Below are 21,794 nucleotides of genomic sequence, written 5' to 3'. Positions count from 1 at the left end.
TTTTAGTAAAAAATTAATATGTTTAATCCTATTAAATATCTATATAAATATAGTTAAAACATAAATTAATTACTACAAATTTAAAAATAAAAAAGTATATTTTTATATTGTTTATATAATTATAAAATTTATATTTTTTATAGTCAATAAAATAATAAAAAAAATGATTATAAACTATATTATTATATCTAAAAAAGTTTTAATAATATTAAAAGAGAAAGAGGAGTGAGTTAATTTGAAAATTGAAGAGTTGAAATCTAATAGCGGAGTACAAAAAATATTATGTAATGTGGATGTTGTAGAAAATATGACAAAAAAGAAAGATAAGTATTATTTAAAAATGGATTTTAGTGATTCAACTGGCAAGGTAAGTATTATGATTTGGGATAATGATCCAAATTATGAATACTATAAAGGACTAAATTATGTTTTAGCTGAAGCTTCTTTAGAATTTGTTAAAGTTAATTCTGGAGGATATGAAGAATATGCTCTCCATGATCTTGTTGTTAAGGAAAGACCTTCTATTACAGATTGTGTGGACAAAGAAAGATTAAAAGATGAGTTGAGAGACATAATTAAAGGCATAAAAGATGAATCTTTAAGAAATATTTGTTTTGGGGTTTGTAAAGAAAAAGAAATATTAAATGGATTATTTGAGGCTCCAGGCTCAGAGCAAAGTGCTTATTCTTTTAGTGGAGGAGTTTTAGCACATATAGTTAGGTTATGTAAATTGTCTATAGTAATTGGTAATGTTTTTAATTCTTGGACTTTTAATAAAGAAGGTTTTAATGAAAAAATAAATGTTGATTTATTGATAACAATTTCTATTTTGCATGATTTAGGTAATATAGAAGCTTTAGAGATAAAAGATGGCATTGTTAAAAAGACAATAAAGGGAAAAATGTTTGAAAACTCTTACTTAACATCTAAAATATTGAACAATATTTTAGATAAGTATGGAAGCAATTTAGAAGAGTCTCATCGATTATTATTAGAACATGCAGTTACGTCATCTAAGGGGAAACAGTCCTATGGAGCAATTAATACTCCAAGAACAAAAGAAGCTAATTTATTCCATAATATAGAAAAGATAGATATATTAATGGGAAATTTTGAATTTATGAACAGATGCTCATTAGATGGTGATTTTGAAAAGTTGTTTGATAAACTTTATTGTTTGTGGGATTTTGAATAAGAAAAGTTTAGAAAATAAATAAAAAGGTCAAAGATTTTAACTAAGGGGGAACTTATTATGATTAAAAGAGAGCGAAATGAAGAGAAAACAAATGAGTTATTACAAGGATTAAAAGATAAAAACGTAACAATAGAAAATATTGATAAATATTTAAATGAACAAGGAGTAAGTGTTGATGTACATGTTGGTAGACATAGAAATAAAGTTAAAATAAATCCTGCTTTATTTGGAGTAGATATAGAACAAAATGAGGAACTAAAATCTTTTTTTACTGATTATATGAAGCCAGGAGCATTATGCTTTATTCCTCAAATCTATGAGAAAAAATTAGCAACAATAGAAAGTTCTTTAAGAACAAAAAAAATGGAAATGGCAATTGGTTATTATGGTAAATACATGCCAATAGAAGTTTATTATGAATATGAAGACTTTGTTGAAATGAAAAAAAAGGAATACTTTAAATTGAGAGATGAGGTTGTTTCTATTTGGAATAATTTAATGAGTTCGTTTGAAGCTAAATTAGATAACTCATTAGAAGCATTATCTGCAATTTCAAAGGAAGAAATAAAAGAAACAATAATGAAAAAAATGCCAACAAAAGATAAATATTATAATAGTTTTTATGTTGAAACGTCTTTAAAGGCTTTCCCTATAATGGAAAATATTGGCTTGTTTGATGAGAAATTAGAAGAAAAGGTTAGAGAAGAAGTTAAAAAAGATAGCATAAATGCTATATATGAGATTATATCTCAAATCATGGGAGAAGCTTTTAGTTGTATTAATAAGGCATACAATTTCTATAATAAAAATGGACACATTACCAATAAGTATCTTATTTCTCTTCAGAAACTAATGCATAAAATGGCATCAAAAAATATATTAAAAAATAAATTGATTGATGACATTATATATACTATAAAAGAGTTAATAAAAGATGAAAAGTTAGAAGATATAGCTGAAGGGTTAGAAGTTGTATTAGCTCAAATATATTCTTTTGCTAAGGATATTGAAATTGAATCTTTATTAGATTTAAGTGATTGTGAATTAGATGAAGAACAACTTCTTTCTTTATATGATTTAGTTAGATAAAATTAAAAATATTTTTTATGTAGAGGATACTTCTTAAATTTTAGCTAAAGTGCTTTATTTTAAAATTATTATTTATAAATATTTTAAATACTCCAATCTCGATATAATTAGAGTGGAGTATTTAAATTTATTTTAAAACAGAAATAGATTAAGATTAGTGGGGATGCGATAGATATTAGATATTATAGATGATTAGCTCAAAAATACTATAAAATAGAAGAATTTTAAAAAGTTTAAAGCCACTTAATTTTATGTTAATATAAAATTATAAAGTATTTGGAAGGAGTGTATAAAAATGGGAGATTTCTTTATTGAGGAATGGTATTTCGTAATTTCACCAGACCAAAAAATAGTAGATTTTGAAGAAACTACTACTTTTATTAATGGCTTACAGGTAAAATTTAAAATAAGTGAAAATTATTGGTACAAAGAAATAGAAATAGAATATATGATATATATTCCATATTCTAATTCAATTTTTACAAAAGAATATATTAAAGAATTTGATGTAAATAATCCTTCTGATAACGATGAATTTTGCGATGAATTAGCTAACCTAAGAGTGGGAATAGAGGATGGTATAGAAAAATACTTAAAAGATAAAAAAAAATTAATAGATGTAGAATATTAAAATCTCTTTGCATATAAAGAAGAAGTCATTTATTAATTTAAATGACTTCTTCTTTATTATTAAATATGTCTTTTTCTATATTTTTAATAAGCAAACAGTAGTTATCTAAATTGTTTAAAGAATCCTTTTCCTTTTTTTCTTTTTCGGATAATTCATTACTGCGTCCATTTATATACATTTTTTTGAAAATAAATAAAAAGGATATTATAGCTTTGTTTTTTGCTCTTATTATATTTTCATCTGTAATTTGATTCAAATTTTTTACATTGTCTTTTAGAGATAAAAATAACTGAATAATTAGGTTGTAATATATATTTGTACAATCTAATTATTCAAAGAAAGAGCAATTGAAAATATTTTGTTTCTCAAGTTGATTAAAAGTATTTTTCTTCAAATTTGATGTGATGAACCCTCCCATATCTAATAAATATATATAATGCTTTGATAATTTTACTTTAAAATCACATGTTAATATTTTAGAATAGAATTTTTTTAGTTCTTTGATTGTACTAAAAAGTCCATAAATTGGGAAAATAAGGTCATCAGAAAGAACACGTTCTTCTCTCAACCATGAATTCATTTTATTAATGTAATCTGCTCTGACTTCAACTTGTTTATAAATGCACTTATAAAATATACATTCATAACATATTTCTCTTATAGTTATAGCTAATATGGTTTGAACAATGCAAATAAAAATGTATAAAATTAAAATTTCGAAAATAAAGATTTTATCTCACTCCTTTTTTATTATATTTATTAAGTTTTTATTAACTAAAAACAACCTTATTATTAGATAAACTTTTTCTAAATGTTTTTTAATGTATACACTCTAACATTTCTTTCCTGTATACATTACTATAAACTATTTTCTTTGCAGTTATATCCATTTCTGATTTAGCTTGTTTTTCTTTATATGAAAATGTGTCAATGTGTTTATTAAGGGCTATTAAACTTTCATTCATGGCATCTAAAGCCTCTTTTAATGTTTTTATTTCAGATACTAAATTTTCTCTATCAGCTTCTAATTTTTCTTTTTCAGATGATGTTTCTTGCATTATGCTAATGTATTCTTTTTCATGTCTATCTAATTTTTTAATTAATTCTCTAATTATTGTCAAATCAATTTCTCTATTGAACCCATATTCTATTTTATATAATGTTATTATTTTCGTATCTCTTAAATCTGTTATTAAGATAATATTGTCTACTAATCTAAAATTCGTTTCAGTGTACCTATCATTAAAACGTCCTGTATAAATTAATTTGCTTTGTTCAAACATCTTAGTTAAATCTTTCTGATGTTGTTCTTTGTTAAAATTAAGATCCTGCTCTATACAATCTTTCTCACATTTTTTTATTCTTTCTACATATCTTCTTAATGCATGGTTAGTCACATTTATCATCCTGTTTTCTCCTAATCTTTGAATTTTTTAATAATATATATACTTAGGTGAGACCCTCTTTTTTATATTTGTTATTACCTTTAAACTTAATATTAGAACCCCTTATCCTTTTAGATGTGTCCAAGTTCTGTTTTTTAACTAAAAAGATAAGAAGGGCAATTAAATTTAGTATATTTTTAATAATTCCTTATAATTTGATTTATTTATGAATAGATATATTTTCCTCTATATTTTTAATAAGTAATTTATACTTATTTAGATTATCTAACATGTATTCTTCTTCTTTAGATAAATTTTTGTTTTTATTCATATATACTTTTTTGTAAAAGTTTAGAAATTCTATAATAGACTCATCTATTTCTTTAACTATTTCAGACCTTCCATTGGCAACATAATTTTTATATGTTTTAATCGTATTTTTTAATTCCAGGAATAATCGAATAATTAAGGTATAGTATACATTGTTATAATCTAATTCCCTAAATATAGAGAGGTCAAATTCATATTTATTAATTAGCTCTTTTTTTGTTTCTTTGCTTAAATTATTTTTTATAAAAGAATCTATCTTTAAGCTTTCTACATAATCCCTTGATAATTCTATTAAAATTTTATCACTTGATAAAATTGAAAATGAATTATGAAACTTTTTTATTATAAGTTGGATTCCATATATAGGTATTAGAAACTCAGCTTCAATATCAAAATATTCGTGTGCAAAAAAATACATTTCTTTTTTATAATTAGGATCTACATTAATTTTCTTATATATATTATTTGTTTTAAAAAAACGTATACTTCTTAAAATTAAATAAAAAATAAGTTGAACAATTATTAATAAAAAAAATGTAATAATTAATAATAAAATAGTCTTTAATAAGATCATTTTCCTGCGTTTTGCTACTTAAAATATGCTCAATTTTTTATGAGTAGCTCTCCTTTCTTTTATTTTAATCAGGTTGAGTTAATAAGTCAGACTTTTGTATAATTCAATATTAGCATCAATTTTTAAAAAGTGCAATATTTTATATAGTCAACAAAAAGTGGAAAAAAGTATACAAATATTATATAATAAAACTATGAATATAAAAAAGAATTAAAAGGTAGGAGATATTATGGGGCAAATATTAGAAATGTTAAAAGAGAATGGTCTTTATTTAGAGAATATAGATAATCAAACAGAAGAAATGTGTCTGATTGCAGTAAGACAGAATGGGTTAGCCTTAAAACATGTAAAAGATCAGACTGAAGAAATATGTTTAGAAGCAGTTATTGAAAATACAAATTCATTATATTATGTAAAAAGACAAACAGAAAAAGTATGTATTGAAGCAGTAAAAAGAAAAGCATGGTCTTTAATATATGTAAAAGATAAAACATATAAATTATGTTTAATGGCTGTAAAGCAAGATGGTTATTCTTTAAAATTTATAAATAAAAAAGAACTTAATCTTTCAGACGAACAAATGAGAGATATTTATATAGAAGCAGTAAGACAATCAGGTTTTTCTTTACAATTTATAGAAGAACAGACAGAAGAGATTTGTCTTGAAGCAGTTAGAAGTAATGGATTGGCACTTGGTTATGTAAAGAATCAGACAGAAGAAGTTTGCCTTGAGGCAGTTAGAAGTAATGGATGGGCCTTACAGGATGTAAGATGGGATGAGCTTAATTTATCTAAAGAAAAAGAAGAGTTAGTTAGTATAGAAGCAGTCAAGCAAACTGGACATGCTTTACAATATGTGAAAGAACAGACAGAAGCTATTTGTTTAGAGGCAATTAATCAAGACGTAAAATCTTTTTTCTATGTAAAAAATCAAACAGAAAAAATATGTATTAATTCCTTAAAACAAACTGGAAGTATATTTAGGTACATAAAGGATGCAAGGAAATACATCAAGAAATTTGATATCAGATTTTTAGTTGAGAGTGGAAAAGTCCGAGGAGTAGTAGCTATGAAAATAGATGGAGTATGGAGATTTACATTAGGTTGCCAAGATAATATTACTAAAGAGACTTTTATATATAAGATATATAATACAAATGGTGGATTTGATCCAGAAGAAGGTGTAAATGTTCATAGAAAATTTTATCTTAAATTTTTAAATCAATTTGTAAATATATAAAATAGGGTTTCTTATAGGAGGCCCTATTTTATATATCGTGAAGAATTTGAATTTATCAAGGATATTAATATTAAAACATTAATTAGGGAGGATATTATATGGGATTAAATAGCGAGTTATATAATAAATATATTTTTAAGCTTAAAGAAAATGGTTATAACTTGAAGGATATAAAATGGGATGAGCTTAATCTATCTAATGAAGAAGCTTATAACTTATATTTAGAAGCTGTCAGCAGTAATGGAGAAGTTTTGAAATTTGTTATTTGGGACAAGTTTAATTTCTCAGAAGAACAAATATATAACTTATACTTAAAAGCAGTAAAAAGAAATAGTAGTGCTTTGGAATATGTATATATTTTTGAAAATTTAACAAAAACTCAAAAAGATAGATTGTTTAAAGAGACTATTACGGAATTTGAGGCAATAAGACATATAAAAAATCCAACAGAAGAATTATGTTTAGAAGCAGTTAAACATAATGGGGCAAATCTACATTTTATAGAAAATCAAACTGAAGACATGTGTATTAAAGCTATCAATCAAGATTGGGAAAATATTATATATGTAAAAAATAAAACTGATAGAATATTATCAGAAGCTATTAAACAAAATGGATATTTGTTAAAAGATATAAAAGAGCAAACCGAAGAAATTTGTTTAATGGCTATAGAACAACAACCTTTAGCACTTCAATATGTAAAGGTTCAAACAAAAAGGATATGTATGGAGGCTATAAAACAAGACAAAGGAGCTTTGAGATATGTAAAAGACAAAACTATGGTAAGTAATAATTTAGATAGCAATATCTCAAAAAAACAAACTTATGAAGACTGTCTTGAATTAGTAAAACAAAATAAACCAAATACAGTTATTCTAATCCAAGAGAAAAAATCCTATGAAAATGATAATTTAATTAAGGAAATAAAGTCACTTATAGAAGAAATTTCAAATGAATTAAAGACAGATGTCTTGTTGATTTTTAAAGAGCTATTAATTGAATTAAAAATGGGTGTAATAGATTTTTCAAGTAATCTAAGAAATTCCTTAAAAGAAGTTATAAAAAAGTAAGTTATATAGTATAACAAACAAAATTACAAAATTGGATTAAAAATTTAATATATTTGGGAGGTTAAGATGATTAAAAATTACTTATGCAAAGATTGTAAAGATAACAATAACGGATGGTGTAAGAAAAGAAAAATGCAAGGCTTAAAGAATATAACAGAATGTACTTTTTTTACAAGACTTCATGATGAAGAAAATTTAAAAGATGATAATATAGAAGGATCTAAATCATATGGGAAAAGAGAGTTATCTTATCTTTTATGTAGAAAAATTATTGAATTAGAAAATAAAGGTAAGGATAATTTGTCAATTGAAGAGCTAAAGAAAATAATGGTTGATATTAATAAGATATTAGATGTTGAAGAAGAAATAAAAGGAATATATATACAATGTCAAATAGATAAGGATATTTTTAATAGTAATAAAAGAATAATTGATAGTTGGATAAATAAAGGAAATTTTGATATGATATAATAAAAATAATAAATAGTCCGAGAAAATAAAAATAGGAGAGGGGTATATTATGAATAAAAGTATAGAAAAATGCAAAGCAAGTTCTATTATATTAGCAGAAAAAGATGGAGTTTCTCTATGTTTTGAACCATTAGAAGAGATTGAAATGGAAGAGGTATTACTGGAAGAGAAGGAGGGGTTTTCTCTTTACCAGAAAGTAGAAAAAAATAGTTTATTAGAAAATAAAAGTTATAATGAATTAAAAAAGTATATTGATTTGCTAAAAGATACAGAAAATCAAACAGAGGAAATGTGCATGGATGCAATTAAGTTTTGCTGGCAAACCCTAATGTATGTAAAAAATCAGACTAAAGAAATGTGTATAGAAGCAATAAAGCAAAACCCTGTAGCTATATTATATGTTAATGAGAAAAGCTTTGACATATGTATGGAAGTATTAAATCAAGATGGTTTATTGCTTAAGTATATAAAACTTGATGAGATTAATTTAACTAAAAAGCAGATTCATGATTTATGTATTATAGCAGTAAGAAATAATGGCTTTGCCTTAAAATACATACAGGAACAGACAACAGAAATATGTTTAGAAGCAGTTAAGAATGTTAAAAAGGCAATTAAATATATTAAATTTGATTCAGTTAATTTAACAGATGAAGAAGTTGAAAATATATGGGCTTTATAAATATATAATTAATTAGGATAAGGGGAGGAAAATAAAATGAAAGAAAATAAAATATACTCTACTACATTAAGTAATCGTAAAAACTACAATTTACCCTTTTACTTTATTAGTGTTGAAGGTATTAACCTTACAGATGAACAAAAGGATATTTTGTATACTGAATTAGTTAAAAAGTGATGCTTAGAAGATGAGGAATTTAAATTTAGTTATTTTTATTAAATAAAAAGTGTTTTACATAAAAAATTAATATAATAAAAGGAGAGAATGTTATGAATTATGAAAGATTATTAAAATGCTTAAAAAAAGCTGGTCTTGAAAAAGGTATTGAAGAGAACCAAACAGAAGTGCTTTGCTGTGAAGGAGTAAAACAAACAGGATGGGCCTTACAAGAAGCAAGAGGGGATGAGTTTCATTTATTTAAAGAAAAAAAGAATTAGTTTGTATAGAAACAGTAAGACAAAGTATACACTGAAGATTGTGGATATAATGGAATTCACAGAGCAAAGAGAGCTATCTAAATTAAAAGATAGCTCTCTTTATTTATTTGGTATTAGATAAGCTAATTATATAACTAACTCAATTAATTATATTTTATATAAACAACAAAATTGATATAATTATTATAAATAAAATCAAAAAATAATATGATAAATATAAAAAAAGTATTATAAAAATAAAATTTAAAAGGGGGAAATATAAATGAAGGAAGTAAGTTTAAATAGGATAAGAAGGAATCCATGGGAATTTGAATATGCACAAACCCAAACTTATGAGATGTGTATAGAAGCAGTAAAGCGAAAAGGGGTGTTGCTTAAAGATGTAAGGTGGGATGAACTTAATCTAAATGATGAGCAAATATATAACTTATGTATTATAGCAATTAAGCAAGATGGCTTTGCTCTTAAATATGTGAAATTAGATGGATTTTTAAAAGAACAGCTTGATGAACTATATCTTGAGGCTGTAAGAAATTATGGATTATCACTTCAATATGTAGAAGAACAAACATATGAAAGGTGCTTAATAGCAGTTAGAAAAAATGGAGATGCACTAAAATATGTAAAGTGGGATAAACTTAATTTAACTAAAGAACAAATATATGAATTATGTAAAGAAGCAGTAAAACAAAGTGGAGAGGCCCTTGGGTATGTAAAGTGGGATAAACTTAATTTAACTAAAGAACAAATATATAGCTTATGTATAGAGGCAGTCAAACAGAATGGATATGCTTTAGAGTTTGTAGAGGAACAGACTGAGGAGTTATGTAAAGAAGCAGTCAAACAAAATGGAGAAGCACTTCAGTATGTAAAAAATCAAACAGAAGAGATTTGTATTATAGCAGTAAGGGAATATGGCACTCTTCTATCATTTGTAAAGGAACAAACCGAAAGAATCTGTATAGAGGCAGTTAGAAATACTGGAAGAGCTTTACCATTTGTAAAAGAACAGACTGATGAAATATGTCTTGAAGCAGTTAAAAAAAATGGATTATCTTTATATTGGGTAAAGAACCAAACAGATAAAATATGCTTAGAAGCGATCAAGCAAAGTAGATTTGCATTAGAATATGTAAGAGATAAAAACTTAAATGAACTTGGTGTTAGAATTTTTAAAGGTAAAGATAAAGTAAGAAGTATAATAGCCATTAAAGAAAATGGAGTATGGTTATTTACTATAGGTTGCCAGAAAAATATTACTAAGGAAAAGTTCATTAATAGAATTTATACAGAAAATGGTGGATTTAACTTAAAGAGAGGTGTTAATGTTCATAGAAAAGCTTATATTGATTTTTTAGATACTATTAACTAAAAATAGAAATGGGGAAAAAATAATGAATGATATATCAATAGATGAAATGTATAGAGATATTGTTAGTAGAGGAAGAAAACTTTCTTTTAATTTCATATTAAAAGAAGAAGACTTATATTTAAAAGATAAAAAACAGATATTGGAAATATGTGAAAGAGAATTAAATCAAAACAATAAAAAACAAAGAAAGCTATTAAAATAGCAACATGTTTTGTTAATATAAATATATAAGAAATAATTATTATGAAAAATAATAAAAAAACTATAATGAATAAATTATAAGGTTATTAAAAAATAAAGATTAAAAAGGGTGGGTGTTGTATGAAAGAGGCAGAAAAAGATATCTATATAGAAATGTTAAAACGAGATTGGTATACATTGGGACAAATAGAAGAACAAACAGATGAAATGTGTTTTATTGCCTTAGAGCAATCGGGAATGGCTCTTGAGTTAATTAAAGATCAGCTTGATGAAATGTGTTTAATCGCAATAAAAAAATGTCCATTTGCACTTGAATTTGCAAAGAAACAGACACTTGAAATGTGTTTGCTTGCTGTTAATCAAAATGGATTAGCTTTAGAATATGTAAAATGGAATGAACTTAATTTACCTATAGAAGATGTAGAAAAACTTTGCATTACTGCAGTTAAACAAAATGGGGAAGCTCTTAAATATTCTAAGGTTCAAACTAAGGAGATATGTCTACTTGCGGTTAAAAGATATGGATTAGCTATTAGAGATATAAAATGGGATGAATTAGATTTCTCTAATGAAGAAATTTATGAAATATATTTAATTGCTGTTAGTAATACTGGATTTGCTTTAGAGTATTTATCTTACAATTTAATGAACTTAACTCAAGTACAAATAGAGAATATATGTATAAAGGCTATTGAATATATTGGATTGGCTTTAAAATATGTACCATGGAGTTTACTTTCATTGTCTGATGAGAAATACAAGTATTTATGTAAAAAGGCATTGGAGAATAGGGGATTTGCTTTAAAATATGTAGAAAATCAAACAGAAGAACTTTGTCTAATTGCAGTAAGAGAAGATCCTGTTGCTCTTGAGTTTGTAAAAAATCAAACAGAAGAAATATGTATTGAAGCAGTTAAAAGAAATGGATATACTCTTAAAGATGTAAATAATCAAACCTATAGAGTGTGCATTGAAGCTGTTAGAAATAATGGTAGGGCTTTAAAATGTATAAAGTGGGATAGTGGTTTTACAGAGGACCAGAAAAAAATAATCCATATTGAAGCAATAAAACAAAATGTTGGAGTTTTAGATATTATAGAAGATAAAGAAAAGTACATGAAACTGATTAACATGAAAATTTTAGAAGATACAGATGAATATATGCAATTAATAGCATTTAGAATAGATGAAAAGTGGCTATTTAATATAGGAAATCAAAAAAATATTACTGAAGAAGAGTTCAAAAAATACTTAGAAGTTCAGTATAGAACAACTGAGAAAATAGCTTATACAAAGTTTTTGGAACAATTAGAAGTTTCAAATTCAAAATAAAGAAAATATTAATAATTATACAATAAAAAAAACCACTTTTTAAAAAGTGGTACAAAAAAGTAAATACTTTATGTAAAAAAAATTAATTTTCTGTACTTTCATTATAATATTTAATTTACAAAATAGTCAATATAAATTAATTTAGAAAAATAAATATATTAAAAAGGAGAAAAAATATGGGGGAAATAATTATTAGTGAGTTAGAAGCGTTAGGAATAGAATCAAAAGAAAGAAGTTTAGAGGTAGTGTCTCATGATGGATTAAATCTTTGTTATGTAGACTGTCAAGATTATGAAATATGTAAAGAAGCAGTTAAGCAAAATGGTAGGGCTTTAAGGTATGTAAAGTGGGACGAATTAAAAGAAGAATTTTCTAATGAACAACTTAATGATCTATATTTAGAGGCCATAAGAGGAAGTGGTAGAGCAATAGCATATATAAGAGAAGAAGACAGAGAAAAATACAAAAATATGTTTAAATATAAAACTTTCTTTGATTACCTTCTTAAGGATGAAGTAGTGGCAATTCAAATAAATGGCGAATGGAGATTTACAGTTAATTCAAAAGATAATATAAATAAAGATGAATTTATAAAATGGATTGATAATGATAGGATTGAACGCATTGAGTTCTCAACATTTGATAGGAATTCATCTCTATTTAAGCAGTTAGAAAATCCAAATAGAGAAAAGTATATGGATTTTTTAAGTGGTATTAATTAAGTTTAAAAAGCTATCTAAGTTAATTAGTTGGTTGATATTTGGATAAATTAAGATATTCTGTACAAAATAGAGATTTTACATAAAATCTCTATTTTATTTTTGAAATATAATACTTTAAAGTGTTATATCTTATGCTATAAATTATAAAATATTATAACAAAAATATATGAATATCTGGAGATAAAGAAAAAATGAAAATATATGAAGATGACTTAGAAATAGTAAGGAGAAATCCTTTTTGGTTAAAGAATATAGATAACCCAAAAGAAGAAATATGTTTAGAAGCAGTTAGAAGAAATGGATTAGTTTTAGAATTTGTAGAGAAACAGACTCAAAAGATATGTCTTGAGGCAGTTGGGCAAGATGGAAGAGCACTTAAGTATGTAAAAAATCAAACTGAAAAGATTTGCATAGAAGCAGTAAGACAAGATGGATTAGCTTTAGAGTATGTAAAGAATCAAACTGAAGAGATTTGTTTAGAAGCAGTAAGACAAGATGGATTAGCTTTAATATTTATAGAAAATCAAACCGAAGAGATTTGTTTAGAAGCAGTAAAACAATATGGATTAGCTTTAGAAGATGTTATTGAACAAACGCCAAGGATATGTTTAGAGGCAGTAAAACAGGCTGGATTAGCTTTATGGTATGTAGAAGAACAAACTTATAATATATGTATAGAGGCAATAAGAAATGATGTAAGTGCTTTAATGTATGTAAAAGATCTGACAGAAGAAATTTGTTTAGAAGCAGTAAAAGAAGATGGTTTGGCCATAAGATATATTAAATGGTTCAAGCTTTTAAATAAGAGAACAACAGAGCTTTATTTGCTTGATAAAAGAAGATTAAGTAAATTATATATGGTATTAAAGAAAATAAAAAATAGGATTTCAAATAAACAAATAAAAGAAATTTGCTTAGAGGCAGTAAAACAGAATGGAAAAGCTCTTCAGTATGTAAAAGATCAAACGGAAGAAATGTGCTTAATAGCAGTAAGAGAAGACAAGGAAAATATACAATATGTAAACAATTTAACTGATAAAGTTTTTAAGGAAGCAAATTTGGATTTAGATATTTAAATTTATTATAAAAAAAATAAAATATATGTATTATTGAAAACAAAAAACTTTAGTAGGAGATTTATGGAATATATAAATAGAATATATATTGAATCAGAAAAAATAGTAGTTGATTTTAATGAAGAATTTTACAAAACGTTATTAGAAGGTGATGAAAATCAAATAATTGAACGTATAGTTACTATTTTTAATATATCAAATTATGACTTGCCACAATTTTTTAAAGATATGTCAGATGGCCTTATTAGAAAGTCTGTAAAGTTATTAAAAAGGTTATACGGGGATAATATGACTTTAATTGATTTAAATAATCTTATTTGGAACTCAAACGGGATTGGCAAAAAAATAGGAAACGATTTTTCAAAGTTACCTGTAAAGGATTCTTTACAACAAAAAGAAAATGAAGAAATAGTTACCTGGTTTTTAAAAGACTATTATTCAGGTATGACAGGCAATAGAAAAGGCACAAAGACTTATGAGCATTGTTTAGGATTTAGGATTCAAATGTCTAAATTAATTTTGTAAAAAAGTATTTGTATAATATATAAAAACAATAGTTCAAATAAATAGAGTCTTAAAAGGAGAGAAGACATGAATAATTATGATATAGATTTAGAAATGGTAAAAGAAAATGGAATGGATATAGTATTTATAGAAGAGCAAACTGAAGAAATCTGTCTTATAGCAGTAAGAGAAAACGGAATGGCTTTACAATATGTAGAAAATCAAACGAATAAAATATGCTTAGAAGCAATTAGACAAAATCCTATGTCTCTTAGAGATGTAATAAAACAGACTTATATAATGTGTCTTGAAGCAGTAAGAAAAAAAGGATTAGCTCTTAAATATGTAAATTGGGATGAATTAAATTTAACTAAAGAACATATTTCTATTTTATATCGTGAAGCAGTTAATCAAAATGCTAAAGCCTTAAAATATGTAAAAAATCAAACAGAAGGAATCTGTTTAATTGCAGTTAAAAAAGATGGAAGAATGATTAAATTCATTGAAAATCAAACAGAAGGGGTCTGTATGGAAGCTGTAAGAAACAATGGGTTAGCTTTAGAATATATAAAAGAACAAACTCCTAAATTATGTTTAGAGGCAGTAAGACAAAATGGCTTAGCTCTAAATTACGCTCAATATAAAACAGAGGAAATTTGTCTTGAAGCAGTTAAGCATAATGGTTTAGCACTTAGATATGTAGAAAATCAAACTGATGAGATATGTATTGAGGCAGTAAAGCAAAATACACAAGCTTTAGAATTTGTATAGTAGGATAAAATATTTAATGAAGCAATATATAGAATCTGATTACAAGCAGTAAAAAGAAAATGGGTTAGTTTTGGAATATGTAAATATTGATAACTTTAACTTATCTAAAGAGAAAATAAGAGATTTGAATGTTGTAGAATTAGAGCAAAATGGACATAGTCATTAAAAAACTTATTGACTTAGAAATATGAAAAATTATATTATTTAGTGATAATGCAGGAAGAAGATTAAAATTTGGATATAAAATTACTCTAATAATAAAAAGGACTCTTTAGTAAAGGGGTCTTTTTTATTCCTAAAAATGTATATAGGAGAAGTTGAATTTAGTATGTGAAGTTCAATTAGTTATAAAAAAAGAATATATAGTATATATTGATAAAAATAAATAAAAATTTAGGAGGTATGTGTGATAAAAAAAGAACTAAATGAATTAGATTTAAATATTAGTTTAGCAAAAGTATGCAAATGCCAATATTGCAATAAAATAAAATTGTGCTTTGAAAAAGAAAAATATAAAAATAAATATTGGCAAAACGTAGTAAAAGATAGGGATTTATTATATGGAGATGAAGATGAAGCTATAGAAAATACGATTATGGCATTAAATATATTAAATTCAGACTCTCCACAATTTTTTAAAGATATGTCAGATTGTCTTGTGAGAAAGTCAGTAAAATTATTAAAAAGGTTATATGGAGATGATGCAACTTTAATTGATTTAAATGATCTTGTTTGGAACTCAAATGGGATAGGGAAAAAAATAGTAAAAGAATTTTCAAGGTTATCTGCAACCAATCCAATTGAACAAAAAGAGAATGATGAGATTGTTATTTGGTTTATAAAAGATTATTATTCGGGAATGACAGGAGGCCAAGGGGGAACAAAGACATATGAACATTGTTCAGGAGCAAGGGCTCAAATATATAAATTAATATCCATAAATAAGAGTTAGAAAAATACTCTTTCTCTTTATATAAATTATAAAAAATATAATGAGTTGCTTCTAATAAATAAATAGTTTAATTTATATAAATATTGACTATATAAAATATTGATAATTGTATATTTTATATGTTATTATATATATGTATTAATGTATTTTAAATAAAAAAAATATAATAGGTTAAAAATCTTAAAAACAATTCAAAGCTTATTGTTATACACATTGTTTGAGCTATCTATTAAATTAGATAGCTTTTTTTTTATAAATATTAATCTATAATATAGTTTTCATCTTGTCTGCAAGAAAAAGGCCATTCAATTTAAATTCTTAAATATTTCATGAATAAATTCTTCTGGAGAAGGTACTATATTCCCAAAATGGTTTTTAAACCATTTTCTTTTTTTTATGTCTGGATGATTTTTAATAAATTCAATTGTTTTAGATATTTTTTTTTAACATCTTCTTCAGAAATACCTTTTTCATTAGCAATAATTTTAAATAAGTTTTCTATTTCTTGTTTAGAGTCAGTCATATATACAATAATTTCCTTTCTATGGTTATATTTACATGTATCTTAATTAAATAAAGTTGAATTCAAGTAAATTTAATCTAAAATATACTACATGAAATTATATTTTATACAGATTATTATAATATACTCTACAAATAGTTACAATATAAAAAAACAGAAAGGGAAATAGTAATATGGAAATGGATTATAAGGCATTAGGAAAAAGGATAAAAATTGCAAGAATTAAAAAAGGTATAACTCAAGAATCAATTGCTAATGAAATAGATATAACCCCATCACATCTAAGTAATGTTGAAACTGGAAAAACAAAGGTAAGTTTGCCTACTTTAATTGATATTGCTAATGCTCTTTCTATTAATATAGATGCATTGCTATGTGATAATATATTAAATTCTAAAATTGTATTTGAGGGAGAAGCTAAAGAACTATTTGAGGACTGTGATGAATATGAGACAAGAATGCTTGTTGACATATTAAAATATATGAAAGAAGTAATTCGTACAGATAGAAAAGTAAGAGATCAATTTAGTAGATAAAATGAGCTTATTTGGTTTATTATATATGTTAAAAGAGTATTATTTTAAAACAATACTCTTTTAAGTTTCAATATATATTAAATTATTCTTGAGTTTTTAAATTTGAATTATATATATTTATTTTCTGTTTCAACTGTATTATTTTCATCCATAATTTTTTTGATTCTTCTAAGCTGGTCTATATTTAGTTTACAATTACTATAAAAATGAACTCCAATTTGAGAACGTAATTCTTCAAGAATAGAATCAGTTTCAATTTCATCTAAAAGATTCTTTTCACTAAGATACAAGTAATAATCCTGAGCATAGTTTGTAACTTGATTTAAAGAATCTTTATCAAATTTATATGAAGAACCTTTTACAGTAACAGTTATATATTTACGCCCAATATTCTCTATAATACCTTCTGTATATAAGTCTTTTAAATCCTTTGTTTTTTTTGTTTCATAGTCCCCATATTTTAAATATACTGTCTGACCTTTTTTTAAATTATCCATATGATATTCCTCCTTTATTTTCATTAAATAAAACCCCTTAATTATATATATTATATCATCTAATTAAGCTATAATTAAAAATACTTATTCTTTAATTCTCTTAATTTAGGACTGCCAAATTCTTCTCTTATTGCATCTTCTAAAAGGTTATATTTTACCTGGGCTTCTCTTTCTTTGGATACACACTGTTTTATTTTGTTATTTAAGTTGTTTATATAATTTTCATTTTCAGTATTGTATAGTTTATCACTGTCTCTTGATAGAGAACGTATCATGCTATACTTAAGTATATCTTCATCAATCTTTAGGATTTGTTTGGTTGCACGTTTAATACATTTGAGGCCTCCAAAGTATTCATATACACCTATCTCAGAGGGGATATCTTGTCTTACTTCTTCATATAATTCTTTAGCCATAACATAATAATTTAAATTTCCATAAAAAAGGCAAAAGGGGACACGCTACTTCAGTGGTGTGAGGAATTTGCCCTCTTTCTATTAAGCAAGAGCCTTTAACTCATATCTATAACCATCACCTTTTTGTATTAGTTTTAAATATTTATGGTTTACATCTATCTGTTTGCCATGTTTCTTTGAATAGATTGCAAATATACCTGTACTTCTACAACTTACATTTGATACATATTGACCTATATATTTTCCTTTTGGTATATTAGCTTTTACCATATCCCCCGATTGATAGCCAAAGAACTGTTTTTGTCTTGGTAAATATGCTCTTGGAAAACCATATTTATTTAATAATGTTCTGCTTCTTGTACCTCTTCCTATAGATTTTATATATAGCTCCTTCAACCCTTTGTGTATTTTGATTTTAGGCGTTTCCTTAACACACAAAGCATCATAGTAATGAGTTTTAGGCAAGTTAGCTTTTACTCTATTATGTTTAGTTACTCCTCCAGTAGAGACTACCACATCAGAAGTTAATTTATACATTTCTCTTAAAACAGCATTCCTACTACTATTTACTTTGGCAGTATCTTTTAGATTTACTGGTTTATTAGTTTTTAAGATTGAGTTTATATTTTTTACTCTTTCTTTATCTAACTTTGATTTACTTAGAGATTGCACCCATTCATCAAGTGTATTATTTCCTTTTTCTTGGTTACAAGTTCTACAAGCTAAGGTTAAGTTTCTAATAGAATTTGAACCTCCTCTTGATTTAGGATACTTATGCTCAATTTCTAATTGATGGTCATTCGTGAGTCCTTTACAATATTGACATGTATGACCATAAGTATATAATAGATACTCACGAATTTCATACCCTAAGAGAGTGCCTTGTTGATAATCTACTCCTTCAATTAAAGGATTCAGCATTAATTGAGTATCAAACCTTACTGTTTCTATATAGATTGTCTTTATATAGCATAACTTTTTAAGTTTTATTATAAAATTTTTGACATTATCCACTATGCTTTGAATTGATGGTGGGTAACCATCCTTCAAGTCGTTTGCGATTCAAAAATCTTGGTGCTCTATACCTTGTTTTTCTATTTCTTCTTGTCCTTCTAAATGCTCTACGAGCTTCTAAGTTTTGTTTAATTTTATTCGCTCTATGCTCTATGGTTGCAAGAAGTACAACTTCGCCATTAGGTTTGTGAAGTGCTACTCCTGTTTGTTTAGCTCCTGGGTCTAATTTAATAATTAAACCTTTAGGATTAGCTTCTTTTAATTCTTTTAATCTAATAGTGAAGGGAAACTGTTTATGAACAACAGCCTTTCCTTGTTTAAGTAATTTTCTTGCTACAGCAAAGTGACAAGGAGTCAATGGTTTTTTGTTTTTATTAATTACAAACACCAAATAAAAAACCTCCTTTAAGAGTAAACTCTATGAAGTTAAGAAATTAACTTCATGGGTAACGCAGTTAGAAACTGCTCTCCTCGATAATATTATTAAGGCTTGATAGCATATTACACTGTTTGTACCCACAAACTGTTTAATAATATGCAACAGAGGCTACAAACTGGAGAAGCATTTGTAGGTGTTATGACCTTAATAATGTAGTTTAAAACTTAATCTGGTCAATATGACTTGTAGATAACTTCAAGCCTACCTCTTTAGAGGTGGGTTATTGACAAAAACTTACTTTGGCTTTACTATAAAAATCTTTCTTTGATATTTTTATTTCATAACACTTCCAAATACCTTTTGTATCATAAGTCATGTAATCAACTCTTTCATTGCCATTAATACCTATTGTAACCTCAAAACATCCAAAAGTACCTATTTTAGAAGTACTATATTTTAATGCTTTCTCTATTTGTCTTGTTAATCCTGTTTTAACCTTAATTCATCCTCCTTAGTTGAAATTTTAAATTTTTCTATTATAAAGTCTGTAATTATAAATTCATTGCAGTTTAAGCATCTGATATATTCACCTAAACTGGATTCTACTTTCGTTTCAGAAGCACATAGTGGGCATATAACAAATTCGAATTTTTGTATTGTCTTAAGCTCTAACATTGAATGAATTTCTTCATATATATCCTCAGTAGAATCATCACTTTTTAATAATAGGTATGCAGTGGATAAATATTCTTGGTTAGACTCCCTAAATAATTTAACTATAGTATTCATAAACTTCTCCAATCTTTCAGTGTTTAAATATAACTTTACCATTTATTAACTATTTAATATACATGAATTATATCAAATATATTTTATATAAACAATAAAAATGGTAATATATATAATATATATAGTATTTAAATTTAAAGAGGGTGAATTTCTTTGATAGAAAATTGTAAAGTTAGAAAACAATTAGAACAATGTAAATTTGATGAATTAAAAGCCATTTTAAGGGGTTTAAGTAAGGGAACTATAATATATCCAGGCATTATTAAAGATAAGCTCAATTTGGCTATGGAAGATGTATATACGATGTTAGAACAGATGGTTAAAGATAAAGCTATTAAAAGAGGATATGAGTTATATTGTCAAAGTTGTATTAATCCAAAAACGAAAATACTTAATTCTATAGCAGGTAGATTTTATTGTGATGTTTGTGGTAAAGAATTATATCCATTAAAAGATAGTATCGTAATATATACAGTTATCTAATTTGAAAAAAAGCTGAAACTAATACAAGATGAGTTAATTATATGAATTGTTGATTATAATCTTGAAATTATTTATAAACAAAATTATATCTCAAATAAAGAATATGTATAATATAAAAACTTTTAATTAGTTTTATTAATATAAATTTTTTAGGGAGAGATATTATATGAACAAATATGAGGCTGATTTAAAAATGGTAAAAGAAGATGGGTACTATTTAAGAACTGTTAAAAAACAAAATTATGAGATTTGTCTCCAAGCGATAGATAACTGGGGGCCAGCAATACAATTTATTAGATGGAAGACAACTAATTTATCTAAAACACAAAGGAATAATCTATGTAAAAAAGCAGTCTTAAAAGATGGTGAATTATTAAAATATGTAAAAAGACAAACAGAAGATATTTGTTTACTGGCTGTTAGAGAAAATCCATGGGCTTTAAAATATGTAAAAAGACAAACGGAAAGAATATGTATTGAAGCAGTAAAACAATGGGGTACAGTATTACAACTTGTAAAGAAACAGACACCTAAAATATGCCTTGAAGCAGTAAAACAGAATTCATTTGCTCTTTACTATGTAAAGAAACAATTTGAAGGAATATGTATGATAGCTGTAAAACAAGATGGATTTGCTTTAGAGTATGTAAAGAATCAAACGTATAAAATTTGTTTAGAAGCAGTCAAGCAAGATGGAGAATCTTTAAAATACGTAAAAAATCAGACCAAAGAGATTTGTATTGAAGCAGTAGAAAATGATGCACGTTCTATTCAGTATATAAAATGGGACCAATTAAAGTTAACTGAGTCAGAAGTTGATGAAATGCATAAACTTGCATTAACTCAGACATCAAGAGCACTTGTGTTTATTAAAGATAAAAGTAAATATATAAAAATGTTTAATATTAAATTTTCAAAAAATGATAGAAAAGTTATGGCTATTAATATAAATGAGGAGTGGCTATTTACAGTAGGATGCCAAGATAATATTACTAAGGAGAAGTTTATTCATAGAATCTATAATGAAGGTGGAGGGTTTGACAAAGAGAAAGGAGTTAATGTTCATAGACAATATTATATAGACTTTTTAGATCAATTCCCAGATAAGAAAGCAGTTTAATAA

General features: G+C 25.5%; 29 protein-coding genes. 20 read left to right on the top strand and 9 right to left on the bottom strand.

Annotated features, from left to right (window positions below):
• Positions 1-235: 235 nt before the first annotated feature.
• The 3 genes from IC218_RS16635 to IC218_RS16625 all read left to right on the top strand — a co-directional run bounded on the left by IC218_RS16635 (position 236) and on the right by IC218_RS16625 (position 2,915).
• Positions 236-1,195, top strand: a complete 960-nt coding sequence (locus IC218_RS16635; RefSeq protein WP_227824954.1) for a phosphohydrolase — start codon at positions 236-238, stop codon at positions 1,193-1,195.
• Between the two features lie 57 nt (positions 1,196-1,252).
• A complete protein-coding gene (locus IC218_RS16630) occupies positions 1,253-2,284 on the top strand; it encodes a hypothetical protein (protein ID WP_227824953.1) in 1,032 nt (343 codons plus the stop codon).
• A gap of 295 nt (positions 2,285-2,579) precedes the next feature.
• Positions 2,580-2,915 (top strand): hypothetical protein, encoded by a 336-nt coding sequence (locus IC218_RS16625; RefSeq protein ID WP_227824952.1) that lies wholly within the window; start codon positions 2,580-2,582, stop codon positions 2,913-2,915.
• 328 nt (positions 2,916-3,243) lie between these two features.
• On the opposite strand, the gene IC218_RS16620 is transcribed toward IC218_RS16625, so the two are convergent.
• From IC218_RS16620 to IC218_RS16610, 3 genes are all read right to left on the bottom strand, one after another.
• The gene (locus IC218_RS16620; protein ID WP_227824951.1) at positions 3,244-3,495 is read right to left on the bottom strand and encodes a hypothetical protein; all 252 of its coding nucleotides are present in this window, start codon (positions 3,493-3,495) and stop codon (positions 3,244-3,246) included.
• A gap of 238 nt (positions 3,496-3,733) precedes the next feature.
• Positions 3,734-4,321, bottom strand: a complete 588-nt coding sequence (locus IC218_RS16615) for a hypothetical protein (RefSeq protein WP_227824950.1) — start codon at positions 4,319-4,321, stop codon at positions 3,734-3,736.
• A 199-nt stretch (positions 4,322-4,520) separates the two neighbouring features.
• A complete protein-coding gene (locus IC218_RS16610; protein WP_227824949.1) occupies positions 4,521-5,048 on the bottom strand; it encodes a hypothetical protein in 528 nt (175 codons plus the stop codon).
• 385 nt (positions 5,049-5,433) lie between these two features.
• Between IC218_RS16610 and IC218_RS16605 the strand changes: the two genes are divergently transcribed.
• From IC218_RS16605 to IC218_RS16540, 14 genes are all read left to right on the top strand, one after another.
• Positions 5,434-6,444 carry a DUF4116 domain-containing protein gene (locus tag IC218_RS16605; RefSeq protein WP_227824948.1) on the top strand — a complete coding sequence of 337 codons (1,011 nt, stop codon included), beginning with the start codon at positions 5,434-5,436 and terminating at the stop codon, positions 6,442-6,444.
• A gap of 98 nt (positions 6,445-6,542) precedes the next feature.
• Positions 6,543-7,514, top strand: coding sequence for a DUF4116 domain-containing protein (locus tag IC218_RS16600; protein ID WP_227824947.1), 972 nt, complete (start codon positions 6,543-6,545; stop codon positions 7,512-7,514).
• Positions 7,515-7,580: 66 nt separating this feature from the next.
• On the top strand, positions 7,581-7,985 hold the full coding sequence (locus tag IC218_RS16595) for a hypothetical protein (protein ID WP_227824946.1): 405 nt from the start codon (positions 7,581-7,583) through the stop codon (positions 7,983-7,985).
• Between the two features lie 49 nt (positions 7,986-8,034).
• The gene (locus IC218_RS16590; protein ID WP_227824945.1) at positions 8,035-8,667 is read left to right on the top strand and encodes a DUF4116 domain-containing protein; all 633 of its coding nucleotides are present in this window, start codon (positions 8,035-8,037) and stop codon (positions 8,665-8,667) included.
• 36 nt (positions 8,668-8,703) lie between these two features.
• Entirely contained in the window at positions 8,704-8,844 is a 141-nt protein-coding gene (locus IC218_RS16585; RefSeq protein WP_227824944.1) for a hypothetical protein, read from the top strand.
• Between the two features lie 92 nt (positions 8,845-8,936).
• The gene (locus IC218_RS16580; RefSeq protein ID WP_227824943.1) at positions 8,937-9,104 is read left to right on the top strand and encodes a hypothetical protein; all 168 of its coding nucleotides are present in this window, start codon (positions 8,937-8,939) and stop codon (positions 9,102-9,104) included.
• Positions 9,105-9,366: 262 nt separating this feature from the next.
• Positions 9,367-10,476 carry a DUF4116 domain-containing protein gene (locus tag IC218_RS16575; RefSeq protein WP_227824942.1) on the top strand — a complete coding sequence of 370 codons (1,110 nt, stop codon included), beginning with the start codon at positions 9,367-9,369 and terminating at the stop codon, positions 10,474-10,476.
• Between the two features lie 22 nt (positions 10,477-10,498).
• Complete coding sequence (locus IC218_RS16570; protein ID WP_227824941.1) at positions 10,499-10,678, top strand: hypothetical protein; 180 nt, start codon at positions 10,499-10,501, stop codon at positions 10,676-10,678.
• 119 nt (positions 10,679-10,797) lie between these two features.
• Positions 10,798-12,009, top strand: a complete 1,212-nt coding sequence (locus tag IC218_RS16565; RefSeq protein ID WP_227824940.1) for a DUF4116 domain-containing protein — start codon at positions 10,798-10,800, stop codon at positions 12,007-12,009.
• 176 nt (positions 12,010-12,185) lie between these two features.
• A complete protein-coding gene (locus IC218_RS16560; RefSeq protein ID WP_227824939.1) occupies positions 12,186-12,731 on the top strand; it encodes a DUF4116 domain-containing protein in 546 nt (181 codons plus the stop codon).
• Between the two features lie 191 nt (positions 12,732-12,922).
• Positions 12,923-13,807 carry a DUF4116 domain-containing protein gene (locus tag IC218_RS16555; RefSeq protein WP_227824938.1) on the top strand — a complete coding sequence of 295 codons (885 nt, stop codon included), beginning with the start codon at positions 12,923-12,925 and terminating at the stop codon, positions 13,805-13,807.
• Between the two features lie 63 nt (positions 13,808-13,870).
• Positions 13,871-14,332 (top strand): conjugal transfer protein TraG, encoded by a 462-nt coding sequence (locus IC218_RS16550; protein WP_227824937.1) that lies wholly within the window; start codon positions 13,871-13,873, stop codon positions 14,330-14,332.
• Positions 14,333-14,398: 66 nt separating this feature from the next.
• Positions 14,399-15,082 carry a DUF4116 domain-containing protein gene (locus tag IC218_RS16545; RefSeq protein WP_227824936.1) on the top strand — a complete coding sequence of 228 codons (684 nt, stop codon included), beginning with the start codon at positions 14,399-14,401 and terminating at the stop codon, positions 15,080-15,082.
• Positions 15,083-15,488: 406 nt separating this feature from the next.
• Complete coding sequence (locus tag IC218_RS16540; RefSeq protein ID WP_227824935.1) at positions 15,489-16,034, top strand: conjugal transfer protein TraG; 546 nt, start codon at positions 15,489-15,491, stop codon at positions 16,032-16,034.
• A 394-nt stretch (positions 16,035-16,428) separates the two neighbouring features.
• Here IC218_RS16540 and IC218_RS22005 read toward each other — a convergent pair whose 3' ends face one another.
• A complete protein-coding gene (locus IC218_RS22005; protein ID WP_255613225.1) occupies positions 16,429-16,557 on the bottom strand; it encodes a hypothetical protein in 129 nt (42 codons plus the stop codon).
• A 173-nt stretch (positions 16,558-16,730) separates the two neighbouring features.
• Between IC218_RS22005 and IC218_RS16535 the strand changes: the two genes are divergently transcribed.
• The gene (locus IC218_RS16535; protein WP_227824934.1) at positions 16,731-17,093 is read left to right on the top strand and encodes a helix-turn-helix domain-containing protein; all 363 of its coding nucleotides are present in this window, start codon (positions 16,731-16,733) and stop codon (positions 17,091-17,093) included.
• A 107-nt stretch (positions 17,094-17,200) separates the two neighbouring features.
• Here IC218_RS16535 and IC218_RS16530 read toward each other — a convergent pair whose 3' ends face one another.
• From IC218_RS16530 to IC218_RS16515, 5 genes are all read right to left on the bottom strand, one after another.
• Positions 17,201-17,590: a hypothetical protein gene (locus IC218_RS16530; protein WP_227824933.1), complete on the bottom strand. Its 390-nt coding sequence runs from the start codon at positions 17,588-17,590 to the stop codon at positions 17,201-17,203.
• Positions 17,591-17,664: 74 nt separating this feature from the next.
• Positions 17,665-18,006, bottom strand: a complete 342-nt coding sequence (locus IC218_RS16525; RefSeq protein WP_227824932.1) for a hypothetical protein — start codon at positions 18,004-18,006, stop codon at positions 17,665-17,667.
• A gap of 81 nt (positions 18,007-18,087) precedes the next feature.
• A complete protein-coding gene (gene iscB / locus IC218_RS16520; RefSeq protein ID WP_227861010.1) occupies positions 18,088-19,056 on the bottom strand; it encodes an RNA-guided endonuclease IscB in 969 nt (322 codons plus the stop codon).
• A complete protein-coding gene (locus IC218_RS22000; protein ID WP_227861009.1) occupies positions 19,013-19,408 on the bottom strand; it encodes an RRXRR domain-containing protein in 396 nt (131 codons plus the stop codon). Before IC218_RS22000 ends, iscB begins: the two co-directional genes overlap by 44 nt.
• Positions 19,409-19,879: 471 nt before the next feature.
• The gene (locus IC218_RS16515) at positions 19,880-20,188 is read right to left on the bottom strand and encodes a YgzB family protein (RefSeq protein WP_227824931.1); all 309 of its coding nucleotides are present in this window, start codon (positions 20,186-20,188) and stop codon (positions 19,880-19,882) included.
• 153 nt (positions 20,189-20,341) lie between these two features.
• On the opposite strand from IC218_RS16515, the gene IC218_RS16510 reads away from it, so the two are divergent.
• Both IC218_RS16510 and IC218_RS16505 read left to right on the top strand, forming a co-directional pair.
• A complete protein-coding gene (locus IC218_RS16510; RefSeq protein WP_227824930.1) occupies positions 20,342-20,671 on the top strand; it encodes a hypothetical protein in 330 nt (109 codons plus the stop codon).
• A 166-nt stretch (positions 20,672-20,837) separates the two neighbouring features.
• A complete protein-coding gene (locus tag IC218_RS16505) occupies positions 20,838-21,791 on the top strand; it encodes a DUF4116 domain-containing protein (protein ID WP_227824929.1) in 954 nt (317 codons plus the stop codon).
• Positions 21,792-21,794: the final 3 nt, after the last annotated feature.

It is taken from the genome of Clostridioides sp. ES-S-0005-03 (genome assembly GCF_020658455.1).
Classification (GTDB): Bacteria; Bacillota; Clostridia; order Peptostreptococcales; family Peptostreptococcaceae; genus Clostridioides.
The sequence above is the reverse complement of the archived record's forward strand: the minus strand, read 5'-3'. Positions and strand labels throughout refer to the sequence as shown.

Coding starts and splice junctions, on each gene's coding strand:
- IC218_RS16545 (WP_227824936.1), top strand. CDS start 14,399: ATGAATAATTATGATATAGATTTAGAAATGGTAAAAGAAAATGGAATG.
- IC218_RS16515 (WP_227824931.1), bottom strand. CDS start 20,188: ATGAATACTATAGTTAAATTATTTAGGGAGTCTAACCAAGAATATTTA.
- IC218_RS16555 (WP_227824938.1), top strand. CDS start 12,923: ATGAAAATATATGAAGATGACTTAGAAATAGTAAGGAGAAATCCTTTT.
- IC218_RS16595 (WP_227824946.1), top strand. CDS start 7,581: ATGATTAAAAATTACTTATGCAAAGATTGTAAAGATAACAATAACGGA.
- IC218_RS16570 (WP_227824941.1), top strand. CDS start 10,499: ATGAATGATATATCAATAGATGAAATGTATAGAGATATTGTTAGTAGA.
- IC218_RS16580 (WP_227824943.1), top strand. CDS start 8,937: ATGAATTATGAAAGATTATTAAAATGCTTAAAAAAAGCTGGTCTTGAA.
- IC218_RS16535 (WP_227824934.1), top strand. CDS start 16,731: ATGGAAATGGATTATAAGGCATTAGGAAAAAGGATAAAAATTGCAAGA.
- IC218_RS16600 (WP_227824947.1), top strand. CDS start 6,543: ATGGGATTAAATAGCGAGTTATATAATAAATATATTTTTAAGCTTAAA.
- IC218_RS16575 (WP_227824942.1), top strand. CDS start 9,367: ATGAAGGAAGTAAGTTTAAATAGGATAAGAAGGAATCCATGGGAATTT.
- IC218_RS16615 (WP_227824950.1), bottom strand. CDS start 4,321: ATGATAAATGTGACTAACCATGCATTAAGAAGATATGTAGAAAGAATA.
- IC218_RS16560 (WP_227824939.1), top strand. CDS start 12,186: ATGGGGGAAATAATTATTAGTGAGTTAGAAGCGTTAGGAATAGAATCA.
- IC218_RS16550 (WP_227824937.1), top strand. CDS start 13,871: ATGGAATATATAAATAGAATATATATTGAATCAGAAAAAATAGTAGTT.
- IC218_RS16610 (WP_227824949.1), bottom strand. CDS start 5,048: ATGTATTTTTTTGCACACGAATATTTTGATATTGAAGCTGAGTTTCTA.
- IC218_RS16590 (WP_227824945.1), top strand. CDS start 8,035: ATGAATAAAAGTATAGAAAAATGCAAAGCAAGTTCTATTATATTAGCA.
- IC218_RS16505 (WP_227824929.1), top strand. CDS start 20,838: ATGAACAAATATGAGGCTGATTTAAAAATGGTAAAAGAAGATGGGTAC.
- IC218_RS16585 (WP_227824944.1), top strand. CDS start 8,704: ATGAAAGAAAATAAAATATACTCTACTACATTAAGTAATCGTAAAAAC.
- IC218_RS16625 (WP_227824952.1), top strand. CDS start 2,580: ATGGGAGATTTCTTTATTGAGGAATGGTATTTCGTAATTTCACCAGAC.
- IC218_RS16565 (WP_227824940.1), top strand. CDS start 10,798: ATGAAAGAGGCAGAAAAAGATATCTATATAGAAATGTTAAAACGAGAT.
- IC218_RS16530 (WP_227824933.1), bottom strand. CDS start 17,590: ATGGATAATTTAAAAAAAGGTCAGACAGTATATTTAAAATATGGGGAC.
- IC218_RS22005 (WP_255613225.1), bottom strand. CDS start 16,557: ATGACTGACTCTAAACAAGAAATAGAAAACTTATTTAAAATTATTGCT.
- IC218_RS16630 (WP_227824953.1), top strand. CDS start 1,253: ATGATTAAAAGAGAGCGAAATGAAGAGAAAACAAATGAGTTATTACAA.
- IC218_RS16620 (WP_227824951.1), bottom strand. CDS start 3,495: ATGAATTCATGGTTGAGAGAAGAACGTGTTCTTTCTGATGACCTTATT.
- IC218_RS16525 (WP_227824932.1), bottom strand. CDS start 18,006: ATGGCTAAAGAATTATATGAAGAAGTAAGACAAGATATCCCCTCTGAG.
- IC218_RS16605 (WP_227824948.1), top strand. CDS start 5,434: ATGGGGCAAATATTAGAAATGTTAAAAGAGAATGGTCTTTATTTAGAG.